Source organism: Paraflavitalea pollutisoli, assembly GCF_029360705.1.
Lineage (GTDB): Bacteria > Bacteroidota > Bacteroidia > Chitinophagales > Chitinophagaceae > Paraflavitalea > Paraflavitalea pollutisoli.
On sequence record NZ_JARKMX010000008.1, the window covers coordinates 187,665 to 200,056 of the forward strand.

Below are 12,392 nucleotides of genomic sequence, written 5' to 3' on the forward strand. Positions count from 1 at the left end.
AAAAAAATAACGATTACAATGAGCGCAAACAATTGCAATCCGGCAACTGCAAGAAAGAAGTTGAGCTTCCTTGACCGGTACCTGACCTTATGGATCTTTATGGCCATGGCAATAGGTGTCGGCCTTGGCTACTTCGTTCCATCGGTACCCAACCTGATCAACGCTTTTTCGAGGGGGACGACAAACATTCCGTTGGCAATCGGCCTGATCCTGATGATGTACCCTCCCCTGGCTAAAGTAAGATATGAACAACTGGGGGAAGTGTTCAAGAATACAAAAATCCTCGGCACTTCTCTCCTGTTGAACTGGGTAATCGGCCCCATCCTTATGTTCCTACTGGCAATTTTGTTCTTGAAAGGTTATCCTGAATACATGGTCGGACTTATACTAATCGGGCTTGCGAGGTGTATAGCTATGGTTATCGTGTGGAATGAGTTGGCCGGGGGGAACAGGGAGTATGCCGCCGGCCTTGTCGCTCTTAATAGTATCTTTCAGGTGATATTCTTCAGTGTTTATGCCTATGTCTTCATTACTGTTCTACCTCCATTATTCGGTCTTCGTGGGCTTGAAGTAAATATTACCATGCCGCAGATTGCTGAAAGTGTGGCCATATACCTCGGTATTCCTTTCGTGGCAGGTGTTCTTTCCAGGGTTGTATTAAGAAAAATCAAGGGAGATCAATGGTATCAAACCAAGTTTATACCTTTTATTTCACCAATTACCCTTATTGCCCTGCTTTTTACCATTGTTGTCATGTTTAGCCTGAAAGGCAAGTTGATCGTGCAGATCCCATTGGATGTGGTAAGGATAGCCATCCCCCTTGCGGTTTATTTCGCCATCATGTTCCTGATCAGCTTTTTCCTCGGCAAAGCCCTGGGAGCAGATTACGCTAAAAACGCCTCTATCGCTTTTACAGCAGCGGGCAACAATTTTGAGCTAGCCATAGCAGTTGCCATAGGCGTGTTTGGCATCAATAGTGGTCAGGCATTTGCCGGGGTCATCGGCCCCTTGGTGGAAGTCCCTGCCCTTATAGCCTTGGTGAACGTTGCCTTCTGGTTGCGCAAGAAATACTATTCCACTACACAAATAGCTTAATTATTCAACATGAAAATCGCCTTGTTTTCAGACGTTCATGCCAATTTGCCCGCCCTCGAAGCCTTTTTTGCAGACTTAGCAGATAAAAAGCCAGATGCCGTTTATTGCCTCGGTGACCTGGTAGGATACAATATCTGGCCCAATGAGGTAATAAACGCCATCAGGCAACGAGGTATTCCTACTATTGCAGGTAACTATGACTTTGGTATTGGAAGGGCCAGTGATGATTGCGGTTGCGCATACAAAACCGACGACGAAAAAGCCAACGGTGCCGTCTCGATATCTTTTACCAATCAGCTTGTAAAAGACGATGAACGGAAGTACCTGCGCAGCCTTCCCGCCCATATCAATGTAGCGTTCCAGCTCAACAACGACAAGTTCAATTTACTGCTGGTACATGGAAGCCCCCGAAAAATCAATGAATACCTGTTTGAGGACCGAGACGAAAAAAGCCTGTTGCGTATTATGCAGGATGCGGATGCAGATATCATGTGTTTCGGTCATACCCATAAACCTTACCACTGGGTATTGGAAATTGAGGAATCCAACCACCAGCGTTACCGGCACGCCATCAATATTGGTTCTGTAGGAAAGCCGAAGGACGGCGATCAACGCGGAGGGTATGTTTTGTTACAGATCGATGAAAATAGCTCAATGCTGGACAAAACCTCCATTAAAGTAGAATTTGTGAGATTCGCTTACGACGTTGAGAAGGCCGCAAGGGCTGTTGAGCAAAGTCCGTTGCCCAATGCGTATGCCGAAAGTTTGAGAAAAGGAGTATAAGCCAGGAATAGCAAATGCTGCAATCGTCATTCTTGACAGTCCTTTTTCACCAGAATTTGCCGTTGTGCTTAGAAAAGGATATTAATTACATTTTATGAGCCATTCAGCGATAACCTTGATGCAGGTGAGAAAGGCTTTTGAAGCCGAGATCTATGCTCTTATTTGCCGGAAAGTGAATCATCAGGATTTCTGTAATGATATTATGCAAGAGGTCTATCTTAAAATTTGGACCAATATTGATCGCATAGGAAAGGCCGATAATTTAAGTGCCTACGTAGTCAGAATGACCACTAACGTGATTGCTGACTACTATCGGAAGCAAGCAAGGATCCCCTTAATTGGTGAGTTTACAGACGCGCTTGAAATTGGTATTACGCATAGCGCGGAAGAAAACGGGCTTTTTCATTTGGCCGATTGTTGCTTACGTCCGTTTATTGATTCTTTGCCAACAAAATACCAGGATATAATTGTTCAGGTGGAACTTCAGGGGATGAAGCTCAAGGACTACGCCCAAATGGTGGGCATAACGCTGACAAACGCCAAAACAAGGGTACAACGGGCGAGGCAGAAGCTGAAAGATGCTATTTTGCAATGTTGCAATTACCAGTTTGACGGGTACGGCAATGCCGTCTCCTGTTGTTCAAATGATTTATCCTGAATTATTCCAAAAATCTGCGTCCTTTTTGTGTTTTCTGCGTCGTATAACTGAAAACATATTCTACACAAAAAACAGAAAACGATGAAAAAGTTAGCTTTAGCCGGACTTTCTGTCCTGGCCTTAACGACGGCATTTGCTGGAGGTGTTAAAAAGAAGAATGTCAAGAAACAGGCGGCAAAACAAGAACAATGTTGCGACAAATCAACCTGCTGTAAAAAAGCCGGTTAAAGGAATTACAGTATAGCCATGAAGCACCGGCTAACTACCGGTGTTTTTTGCTATATTAGAAGTAAGTAAACAAACTATGCGAATAGCAAATGCAAGCCAGGAAATAAGGCCATGGATCGTCTCCCTTTTGCTGGGAGAAAACCTACCGGTTGATGACTTACCCGTACTATTAGATAACTTTTTCGTGGCTATGGATGAGGAGGTGCCGGTCGGTTTTATTGGTATGGAAACATATGGTCAATATGGACTATTGAGATCAATGGTTGTTCATCCAGACTATAGAAACAAGCATATAGCTGCGATTTTGGTTGGCCGGCTGGAAATGAAAGCCCATGAGTTGGGCATCACTGAGCTATTTTTGCTTACTGAAACTGCATCGGGTTACTTCCAAAAAAAAGGCTTTGTGATAGTGGACCGTAATTCGGTACCTGAACCGATTACCCGATCATCGGAGTTTGCATATGTTTGTCCTGTAAGTGCAACGGTGATGAGGAAGAGCTTGTAAGTCCAACTTCTATTGTTTTCCAAGGTATAAAGAAAGGGATAGAGTGTTAGACCTGCTGGATAATCTGCAGGGGAAAGACCAGCTAACTACTTTGCTCGGGTCAAATGGGTGGTTGAAGCAGCTAAAGTGGGCGGATATTTCCTGAGCAGCCCTACCGACAAGGTCGCAGCGGTTCATCTGTCTGCGTAAGGAGCCGGATGCGCTTACTGGCGCAGCAACGAAGGCGTCACTCCTTTAGGTCCGTTCCAATCGAAAGTACTGAAGGAACTGGGCAGTCGTGCGATCGATTCGTAGGAATCGACGTACAGGGTCTTTCCATCCGCTGTCAGCACCCCGTAATAGGGAATGATCCATATTTTTGGTGGTTCAGTCGTTGTGTTAACACCGGCAAAAGTAATCCTTGAGCCATCCTGCTTGTAACGCTCTGTAAAAAACACGCCGTCATCGTACGAAAAATAGACAGGTTTACCGCCTTGAAAATAATTGGTAGTGCCTTGCGTGAAGAATACCGTGGCGTTTACATCCGGGTACCAACCGGGTTGGGTCGGCTGCGCCCAGGTGCCTACCATGCTGGGAGAGGTCTTGGGAAAAAGTTTCATCGTGCCGTTGGGGATCTCGACGATCGGGTTGGAACCGCCGGTTAGCGATAACAGATCCGACGTGAAGGTGTACACCTGCGCCTTATTGAATTGTTCTTCACCGGGCAAGTCGAACAGGATGGTCACCATGTACTGCCCCTGGCCATTCTTTTCTACATTCGTTATTTTCCCCGTAAACTCGCGATGGTATTTACTGAGGATCAGGTGCGAAAAGGCAGACACCGAGTTGTCATCCCCAAACCGGAGCGAGAGCGGCCGCGGGAAATAGTGATTGCCCACCTTGGCGGTACCGGTATATTCAGTGTTGTAGAAGGGGTATTTCCCACCTCCATTGTTAGGATCATCCTTATCTTTCTTACTACACCCCGTGCTCCCTACAAGCATCGCAAGCGCTGTGGCAGCGATCAGCGAACGAACATTCCATCTTTTCATATAAAGGTATTTACTGGCAGCGAAAATAATGTCCCGCCAAAGCCGGTAACGTAGCATTGAGCCGGCGCCAGTAATAAACGGGCGAGTGGTCGGAATTACTTATTGAAGGAATTTACCGGGAATGAATGAGCAGGCGGTCGGTATCCTACCGTGCGTTTGCCTTCTGCTTCGCCCTTCTTTCAATAATCTGCTCCGCCTCCATGTTGTAAATAGAATTAGGGTATTTTTTGATGAAAGATTCCGGCCCGGTGCCCCAGTCGTGGTTTTGAGCGGCGGCTTCTTCTTTGGTAATCAACCCGTGCGCGATTTGCATTTTAAAGCATATCCGATAAAGGCTGCTAACCAGGCCGCCTATATCCTGGTTGTTCCTGCAATAAAGATCGATGCTCGCCCTTTTGACCGTTGATATTACTTTCCCGTGTTCAATCAATCGGGTAACGGCCGAATCACGCGGTTTCAGGTGCAGCGTCACAAATGCAATCGAGTCGCTCAGTTCGTGCCGCGTAATCCCTTTTACTTTAGCGAGGTTGATACTATCTGTCAAATAAAGTATCTCCCTGCCCCCTGTTTTTACGTAAAAAGCATCGGTGGCAAGCTGGTTATAAAAAGCGATCTTGAAAATGGTTTCAGGAAAGCTGATTTCGCATTTTTTACCGCTAATAATGCAGGAAAGTCCATCAACGTCGCGCTGGTATATGGTAATGGTTTTTGAACTGCCATCCAGGGTTTCGTAGTCTAACTTTTGCGCCTGTGCAGAAAAAATATTGGCTAACAGTATAGAGAGAAAAAGAAGACGTTTCAATGCTGTGTTTTTTAGATCACCAATTAATATCATCGGATTCTACCTTGCCGTCATGGGTAATGTAGTAGAACATAGATTTTTGCCAGTCTGTTATTACTTCTACAAAAGCACTATAGGTAGATTTTTCCCGTAGTTTATCTTTTGAGAGGTAGGTGGCATTCACCTGCCAGGCCACATTGACCCGGTTCCTCTTACTCCCGTATTTGGCCAATGGGTACCGCTGTTTTGTTTTGTAGTTATATATTACACCATCGGAAAAACCGTATGAAGTACCACCTCCGTGGGAGAAAACTTCCCCTTCCAGCAGTATAAAATAGTCGCCAAAAAAGTGAACGATCGTAGATATATTGTTGTCCTTCAGCAACCTCTCGCCCTTAGCATCTATAAGATCAGCAATTACATGTTTACCGGCTGTTTCGTTTAATATAACAATCCCAACGCCTGGTGGAAATTTAGTGGGATTATTCTGGGGTCCTCCTGGTATTCTCCTAACGCCGATACAGACTTTAAATTCATCGTTGTCCAGGATCCTTTTATTGTTAAGCACAAAATAGTTAATGTCGCTGTATAATTTATAGATCTGGTTGTTTCGCTCGCCCTGGTTGATACTAAAGGACATCTTACCAACCGATTGGTTATCCGTTTCTCCTTCATCATACAAATAGCCGGCAGCCATTCCGTTTATTACAGCGGGCGTTACAGCTGAAGGAACATTCGCCGTAGTTTTATTAGCAGGCATCGTGACGGCGAGTTCAGTGCTTCCTTTATTAGCCTCTTCCCATTTCTTTTTCAGTAAGGCATCCTCCGCCCTTTTCTTCTCCAGGGCAGCTGCCGCGCGTTCCGCCGCTTTTGCGTCAGCCCGGCGTTTGTCCTCTGCTTTCCTGGCAACAGCTTCTTTTGCATCCTCTGCATCACAGGCAGGACACTGCGTATGCCCCTCTGCATATACATTTTTATTCCTCAGACTGTTTTTGGCATATCGGCAAAAGGATCCTGTCGTAGTAACGTGTGATTGGGCTAAAATATCGTTTGTAGTAAAAAGCAGTAGTGTGACGAGCAAGAACCAGGCTTTTATCATAGGTGGAATTATAGGGACTAATATAAGGCATTTGCTGATGCAAAAGTCAAAAAAAACAGGGTGCAAGGCACTGTTATGGATCCTATTACCCCTCCCCCACCGGCTGCTGCTTAAACCCAATACTTTCCCTGTTTTTCGCGGGTGCCTGAAAAAGGATTTTCGGCTGTTGCACTTCATCGATCGCGATGAGGTCATCGGTATCGCCCAGCACCTCGTCGATAAAGCCATACTGCAAGGCCTCCAGGCTATTCATGTACCGGTCCCTGAGAAATAGCATTTCAATCTCCTCACGGCTGTGGCCGGAGAATTTTCCCATCAGGTGGAAAATCTGGTTTTGCAACCGCTCCTGCTCTTTGTAGGCGATACGCACATCTTCTGTATAACCTTTAGCGCCGCCGCCGGTGGGGTGCATATGGATCGTGGCATGGGGCAAGGCATAACGTTGTCCTTTGCCGCCCGCCGTCAGCAGAAAAGTACTCATGCTGCCGCAGAAACCCATCGCCACGGTGGATACGGGGGACTTCAGTTTCCGCATGGTATCATAGATGGCAAAGCCGCCATACACAATGCCGCCGGGGCTGTTGAGGTACAGCATGATCGGACTGTGATTCTCGCTATCCAGGTACAGCAGCTGCGCCACCACCAGGTTGGCGACATTTTCGTCAATGGCCGATCCTAAATACACGATGCGCTCCTTCAGCAGCAGGCTATAAATGTCGTACGCGCCCCTGGTCGTGCTGTCAATAACTGTTGGGATAATCATATCAGGTAAAGATGGTGTTCAATTGTTGGGCAAATCCGGCTTCCTGTAGGAGTTGCCGGTAGATCGTTTCCAGCCGGAAGCGCTCCTGCCGCCGGCCATATTGGTGTATCAACCGGTGACAGACACGCTGCGCCTCCACCTTTTCGGCGAAGGCCTCGTCCACCAGTATCCTGGCCTCAACGGCCTGTGCTTCGGCTTCCGGCAACTGCCGCAGCAGCCACAGGTCGATCAGACTGATCTCGTTCAGTTCAGGACGCATACTCGTTGTTTGATTTTATTTCCTTCCGCACTTTCTCCAGGCATTTGTACTTCTGTACCGTGGCCGACCGCGTGCCATTGAAGCCAAACCGCCCTGCAATGTCCTGCATCGAGCAATGGTCATAATAGAATGCCTTCAACAACTCCAGGCATTTCTTCCCGCTTCTCACCAAGGATGCCCGCACGCTTTGCTCCCTTTCCTCCACGCCCCCCTCGGCCGGCTCCGCAGCATCAAACGCATCCGGCAACGACACCGTTGCCCCCCGTGCACGCAGCCAGCATATCCTGGCCGTGCCCACGAGGTAAGCCTTCGGCGAGCCATGCAGCTGCAGCCGCCCTGCTTTCTCCTTTTCCAGGTAGATCAGCAGCGCGTCATGAAAGGCGTCTTTCGCTTCTTCCAATGTCCCGCCTTTCCGGCGGATCATCCGAGCGACGTCCGGGAAACTGTCCCGGTACAGTTGTATGATGGGATCTTCTGATGGAATGCTCATTTCAGGTGCCTTTTATAATAAGTGTCTAAAAAGGTAGGAAGATCACCTCGGAGCGCAAAAAAAAGCTGAAGAGGGGTAAACAGGGCCCTGGGAAGGGGCTTGTGGCGGCATTTGGAGTTTGGCCGGGGGTAACGTCAATAAGAAACCCGGCTGTTAACCGGGCTCTCCATGTTTTAATTTTAGCGTCCTTTTTTCTTCGCTGCCTTCTTTTGTGCGGAACTTTTCTTTTTAGTAGGCTTATTCTTCCTGGGCTCAGCTGTCTTTTTCGACATACAATTTAATTTTATGGTGTGTGAATTATTACACCTGGCTGCGGGAGCTTTTCCCCGTTTTCTGCTGTCGTCTTTTTCAAAAGCGGCAACTGTGCAGCCAGCTATAAGCCCGCAAAGATATTCCAATAACGGTAAATATTAGCCCATATTGTTCGAGTAGGACCAGCATTGCCACTTCCAGCTGCTTTTGTCTCCGGGGGACATTGCCGTAAAGTAGATTACTAAAAGTTAATGAAAGTAAAATAGGTGTTTTAACGGGTAAACGGCGGGTGAAAGCACGCTTGTATGCAATCTGGTATTTTCTCACATTAGTGTTCCAACCCTCCTTATGTACGAAGAGATCACATTAGCTACCTACAACACCATTGCAGCCAGCTATGCAACCGATACCATATTTCCCGTATTCAGGTCAATGATCGAAAAATCTGCTGCGCTTTTCCTGGAACTGCTACCCAACCATAACCGGAATAATCTTTTAATAGTTGGATCTGGAGATGGAAGAGATGGCTGGCTGTTCAAGGACGCATTCCGCGATATTATTTTATATGATTATTCAACTGCCATGATGGATATTGCCCGGGTAAGGCTGCCAGGAGCGCGCTATATAGTCAATGATCTTCGCGATTTACAGTTTCCTGCCAATAGCATTGACGGCGTTTGGGCGAGTACCTGTCTCTATCACCTGCAAAAGAAACACCTGCCTTCCGTGATTAACCGGATTCAGGGAGCCCTACAGCCGGGTGGACTCTTTTACCTCAATCTTAAAACGGGTGCTGGCGAACTGCTGGACCCACATCCACCCTCCTATCCACAAGGCGGCGCGCGGTTTTACGCTTTTTATGAGAAAGGGGAAGTCATGGAGCTATTGAAGCAGTTTGAGGTGTTGCATTACCAGGATGAACATGAATCGCTTACTATCCCATATATGCAAATCATTGTAAAGAAACACTGATGGCTAACTTCACCATTGATCAAACCATATTTTTGTGTGAAACTGAAAAGTTAGGCGAGCATGAATGGAAGGCTGAGATCACCTACATTCAGCGCAATTCTGGCAAAAACTCCCAAACCCGGCACTATATGGCGCACGGGCCTTCCGAAGAAGCTGCGATCAATCACCTGAAAGCCGACATTCAAACACTATTCCTGATAAGAAACGAACAGATCGGATGGAAAGATGTCGTGTTTTCGCTATTCAGGTGGGTGCATGCGCGCGGTAAAGTAGCCCCAATGGTTATTCGCTCCATTGTAGTGCTGTTGCTGGCAATGCTGCTGAGCTTGTTTTTGTTCGACTGGCAGAAGAGTCCGATCCAACATGCGAAGAAAAACATCTCATTCCTGCTTCAGGATGGCAGTGCCCCTCCATTTGCAGATACCGCCTTTCTGACAGAACAATTCATAGCCTCAGCGCTGCAAAATACTGATTCTATATTCTGGGCTTCCAACGTAAGTTTCCGGAATCTACAAGTAGGGAATAAAGCCAATCTGGAAACATTTCTCGCGAAAAAGAAACAGTTCAAACTGGTTTTGCTCGACACTGGTTCTGTACTGGCACACAATGACTATTTGTCGACTTTTTCACGCACGGCCAAAAAGCAGGATATTTCTAATACCATCAATAGTTTATTGAACGAAGAAAATGGATCCTTGAAAAAGTATGGAGACAAAAGTATACACCAACTTTATCTCTCCGCTTATTCTCCCATTGTTCCTTTGTTGCGGGTAGACGATACGATATATGTATCATTCCCAATACATACTGACGCTCAACGAAAACAAGGAAATTATGGAGGACCTTATCTGAAATTCCATATTAATTCCCGGTTCGGGGAGATGCTACAGGATCACTTCAAAAACATGATCAATGGACAAGACACTCGAAGTATCTATCCCTGAAAAAATGCTTTCGGGGCAACCAGCCATCCAACACATCATCGCAAAATATGCCGGACAGTTTGATGCCGCCTGGGTATACGGTAGCTATGCTTTGGGTATCCAAACTAAGGAAAGCGACATCGATATATTGTTTTACCGGGCAGGTATTGAAAAACCCTTTAAAGAAAGCCTGACTCTTGGTAATACTCCAGTTTCATTGAATTTCTTTGGCAGTAAGAATATTAACAACCGGGAAAATCAAAGGCAGAATGGACTGTATTTTATTACCCGTTTCCTGGCTCCGACACAGTTCATTGGCGGAAATGCATCAGTGGCAGCTACTATAGAACAACAAAGCTTTATACAAATGCTTTACTGGGTGCAATATTTCCTACAACCGCAGGTATCTATCCATGAGCTTAGCAACGGGTGTCTATTGTCTCTAATCTATTTGCTTAAAATCAAGATGCATCAATGTTACCTGATGTACTTCAACGACTGGTTTCAATGTCCCCGTTTTACAGTGTTCTGGAATAGCAAGATTGTTACGTTGAAAAGAGTGACCCAGACATATAGGTGTCAACAAGTAGTAACTGACCAGCCTCGTCAACACATCGGCTTTGCAAGATTTATTGAATTGCAGGAACTGATAGCCCAATTCTGGAAGTTTAGTTATGCCTTCCGGGATTACGATGAAACACACATTTCAGCCTATCACCAGAAACAAATAAAAAGAATTGATGACAGTAGCTGGCCTCAGGTGAACAAGGTGCGTGATCATTTGCTTCAACAATCATTGCCATATGGTCTGGTAGGATGTTTACTATAATTCAGCCCCAGTCCCCTCTTCTAATTATCCCCACAGTAAGATTGTAACATATCTGCATGGTTCCTTGGTGGATGAAAATAAAGTCACCCCCAATCAGTATCCCTTTTTAATAGCTGCTCTTCGCAAACAGAAAAAAGTTAGTGCAAAAACTTGGTGGTTCTGTAAAACTTATCGACTTTTGAGTAGGTCATAAATGACCTGTTTCTTTCAGTCCCAACCACCGCACAGCTGCCGCCCGCAGCGAGATCCTCATGTAGTCATGTCAAAGGGCTTCATCTAACATACCTATTGCTTATGAGATTGCTCATTTGGTGCCTGCTCCTGCAGGGCATCGGGCTATCGCTTGCCCATGCCCGGCAAATGCCGCCGTTGTCGGCCTCCATCCGGCCTATGTCTTTTTTGAAGGATTATGCGCATCACGCCGAAAAGATAGCGGGCAAACTGCGGCATAAAAGCCAGCAAGCGTTGGCCAAAATGTACGACACCGAAAAGCGCATCGCTAAAAAACTCCTGAAAAAGGATTCCGTCGCCGGTAAGGCCCTGGCCCGCCAAATCGAGCAACGCTACCAACAGTACCGCCGCCTGCTGTCAGACTCCAGCGCCACCGATCCCCTCAGGCGGTATTACCTCCCCGTACTGGATTCTGTAGCGGTAGCCCTTCGACTGCTGCAGGTGGTAGGTTTGTCCCCTTCGCAGCAGCATTTAGCCGCTCAATTTCAGTCTAACTTTGGCGGGCTGCAGGAGGGTATCACCCGCTCCAATTTGCTGCAGCAGGCCCTCAGTGAGCGCGTACGGGAGCTACGCGCACAGCTAGCGGAGTTTCCCGGTTTGAAAGAGCTGGGCAAGATCTCCCAAACCGTGTCTTATTATAAAGCCACGATTGCCGAATACCGGCTGCTGGTAAACGACCCTGACCGGATGCTATCTAAAATGCTCAGGCTGCTTTCGGAAACAGCGGTTTTCAAACGCCTGTTCGAGCGCTATTCGATGTTGACTTCGCTGCTGCCGCCAACGCCAGCCAATCTCGTCGATCCACTCCAGACCGGCGGCCTGCAGGTACGCAATGCGGTAATGACTGGTATCAGCCAGGCCGGCAATAACACCAATCTCCTACAAACGCTGCAGCAGGAAGTGGGCAGAACACCCAATCCCTGGCTGGCAATCAAGGATAAAGTGAAGGCGCTACAGAAAGACCGCCACCTGGACGATCCTGCCGATGTGCAGGTGCCCAATCAACAACGGACCAAGTCGCTTTGGCAACGAATTGAAATTGGTTCGAATGTGCAAACGACCAGGTCGAGTACTTACTTTCCAGTCACCTCCGACCTCGGCCTTTCCATCGGGTTTCGCATCAATGACAAGAGTAGCGTAGGCATCGGCGGCGCCTATCGCCTTGGCTGGGGCAAAGACTTCCGTCACCTTCAACTATCGCATCAGGGCGTCGGTCTACGCACGTTCATCAACGCCAAAATAAAAGGGTCTTTCGCTGCCACCGGTGGCTATGAACTCAACTACCAGGAACCATTCGCGGGGCTGCAAGCGATCCCGGATATGCGTACTTGGCGGAAAAGTGGTCTCGTGGGCATTACCAAAACCGTCGATCTGAAAAGCAAGCTGCTTAAAAAGACACAGGTACAACTATTACTCGATCTTCTATCATTCAATACCGCTTATCCGCCGATTCTGGTGAGAGTAGGCTACCAATTCACTAAATAAACCATATA

The 12,392-nt window shown here is 47.1% G+C and carries 15 protein-coding genes; 9 read left to right on the plus strand and 6 right to left on the minus strand.

The features are described 5' to 3' along the window. The first annotated feature begins 18 nt into the window (after window positions 1–18). From arsB to arsN2, 5 genes are all read left to right on the plus strand, one after another. Window positions 19–1,095 (plus strand): ACR3 family arsenite efflux transporter, encoded by a 1,077-nt coding sequence (arsB, locus tag P2W70_RS14955; protein ID WP_276482289.1) that lies wholly within the window; start codon window positions 19–21, stop codon window positions 1,093–1,095. Window positions 1,096–1,104: 9 nt separating this feature from the next. Continuing rightward, window positions 1,105–1,878, plus strand: a complete 774-nt coding sequence (locus P2W70_RS14960) for a metallophosphoesterase family protein (RefSeq protein ID WP_276482290.1) — start codon at window positions 1,105–1,107, stop codon at window positions 1,876–1,878. A gap of 94 nt (window positions 1,879–1,972) precedes the next feature. Beyond that, window positions 1,973–2,536, plus strand: a complete 564-nt coding sequence (locus tag P2W70_RS14965; protein WP_276482291.1) for a sigma-70 family RNA polymerase sigma factor — start codon at window positions 1,973–1,975, stop codon at window positions 2,534–2,536. A gap of 81 nt (window positions 2,537–2,617) precedes the next feature. Beyond that, window positions 2,618–2,764, plus strand: coding sequence for a hypothetical protein (locus tag P2W70_RS14970; protein ID WP_276482292.1), 147 nt, complete (start codon window positions 2,618–2,620; stop codon window positions 2,762–2,764). Between the two features lie 76 nt (window positions 2,765–2,840). Further along, the gene (arsN2, locus tag P2W70_RS14975) at window positions 2,841–3,269 is read left to right on the plus strand and encodes an arsenic resistance N-acetyltransferase ArsN2 (RefSeq protein ID WP_276482293.1); all 429 of its coding nucleotides are present in this window, start codon (window positions 2,841–2,843) and stop codon (window positions 3,267–3,269) included. A gap of 203 nt (window positions 3,270–3,472) precedes the next feature. On the opposite strand, the gene P2W70_RS14980 is transcribed toward arsN2, so the two are convergent. The 6 genes from P2W70_RS14980 to P2W70_RS15005 form a co-directional block, all read right to left on the minus strand. Beyond that, entirely contained in the window at window positions 3,473–4,300 is an 828-nt protein-coding gene (locus P2W70_RS14980) for a hypothetical protein (RefSeq protein ID WP_276482294.1), read from the minus strand. 145 nt (window positions 4,301–4,445) lie between these two features. Beyond that, a complete protein-coding gene (locus P2W70_RS14985; RefSeq protein WP_276482295.1) occupies window positions 4,446–5,102 on the minus strand; it encodes a hypothetical protein in 657 nt (218 codons plus the stop codon). Window positions 5,103–5,118: 16 nt separating this feature from the next. Next, a complete protein-coding gene (locus tag P2W70_RS14990; protein ID WP_276482296.1) occupies window positions 5,119–6,180 on the minus strand; it encodes a hypothetical protein in 1,062 nt (353 codons plus the stop codon). Between the two features lie 85 nt (window positions 6,181–6,265). Further along, the gene (locus P2W70_RS14995; RefSeq protein ID WP_276482297.1) at window positions 6,266–6,943 is read right to left on the minus strand and encodes a ClpP family protease; all 678 of its coding nucleotides are present in this window, start codon (window positions 6,941–6,943) and stop codon (window positions 6,266–6,268) included. A 1-nt stretch (window position 6,944) separates the two neighbouring features. Beyond that, window positions 6,945–7,202, minus strand: coding sequence for a hypothetical protein (locus P2W70_RS15000; RefSeq protein WP_276482298.1), 258 nt, complete (start codon window positions 7,200–7,202; stop codon window positions 6,945–6,947). Next, window positions 7,192–7,692 (minus strand): RNA polymerase sigma factor, encoded by a 501-nt coding sequence (locus P2W70_RS15005; protein WP_276482299.1) that lies wholly within the window; start codon window positions 7,690–7,692, stop codon window positions 7,192–7,194. Before P2W70_RS15005 ends, P2W70_RS15000 begins: the two co-directional genes overlap by 11 nt. Window positions 7,693–8,292: 600 nt before the next feature. Here P2W70_RS15005 and P2W70_RS15010 point away from each other — a divergent pair. The 4 genes from P2W70_RS15010 to P2W70_RS15025 all read left to right on the plus strand — a co-directional run bounded on the left by P2W70_RS15010 (window position 8,293) and on the right by P2W70_RS15025 (window position 12,384). Further along, a complete protein-coding gene (locus tag P2W70_RS15010) occupies window positions 8,293–8,916 on the plus strand; it encodes a class I SAM-dependent DNA methyltransferase (RefSeq protein ID WP_276482300.1) in 624 nt (207 codons plus the stop codon). Window positions 8,917–8,948: 32 nt separating this feature from the next. Next, on the plus strand, window positions 8,949–9,860 hold the full coding sequence (locus tag P2W70_RS15015) for a hypothetical protein (RefSeq protein WP_276482301.1): 912 nt from the start codon (window positions 8,949–8,951) through the stop codon (window positions 9,858–9,860). After that, complete coding sequence (locus P2W70_RS15020) at window positions 9,829–10,668, plus strand: nucleotidyltransferase domain-containing protein (protein WP_276482302.1); 840 nt, start codon at window positions 9,829–9,831, stop codon at window positions 10,666–10,668. The genes P2W70_RS15015 and P2W70_RS15020 overlap by 32 nt, the downstream gene beginning before the upstream one ends. Window positions 10,669–10,962: 294 nt before the next feature. Next, entirely contained in the window at window positions 10,963–12,384 is a 1,422-nt protein-coding gene (locus P2W70_RS15025) for a hypothetical protein (protein ID WP_276482303.1), read from the plus strand. Window positions 12,385–12,392: the final 8 nt, after the last annotated feature.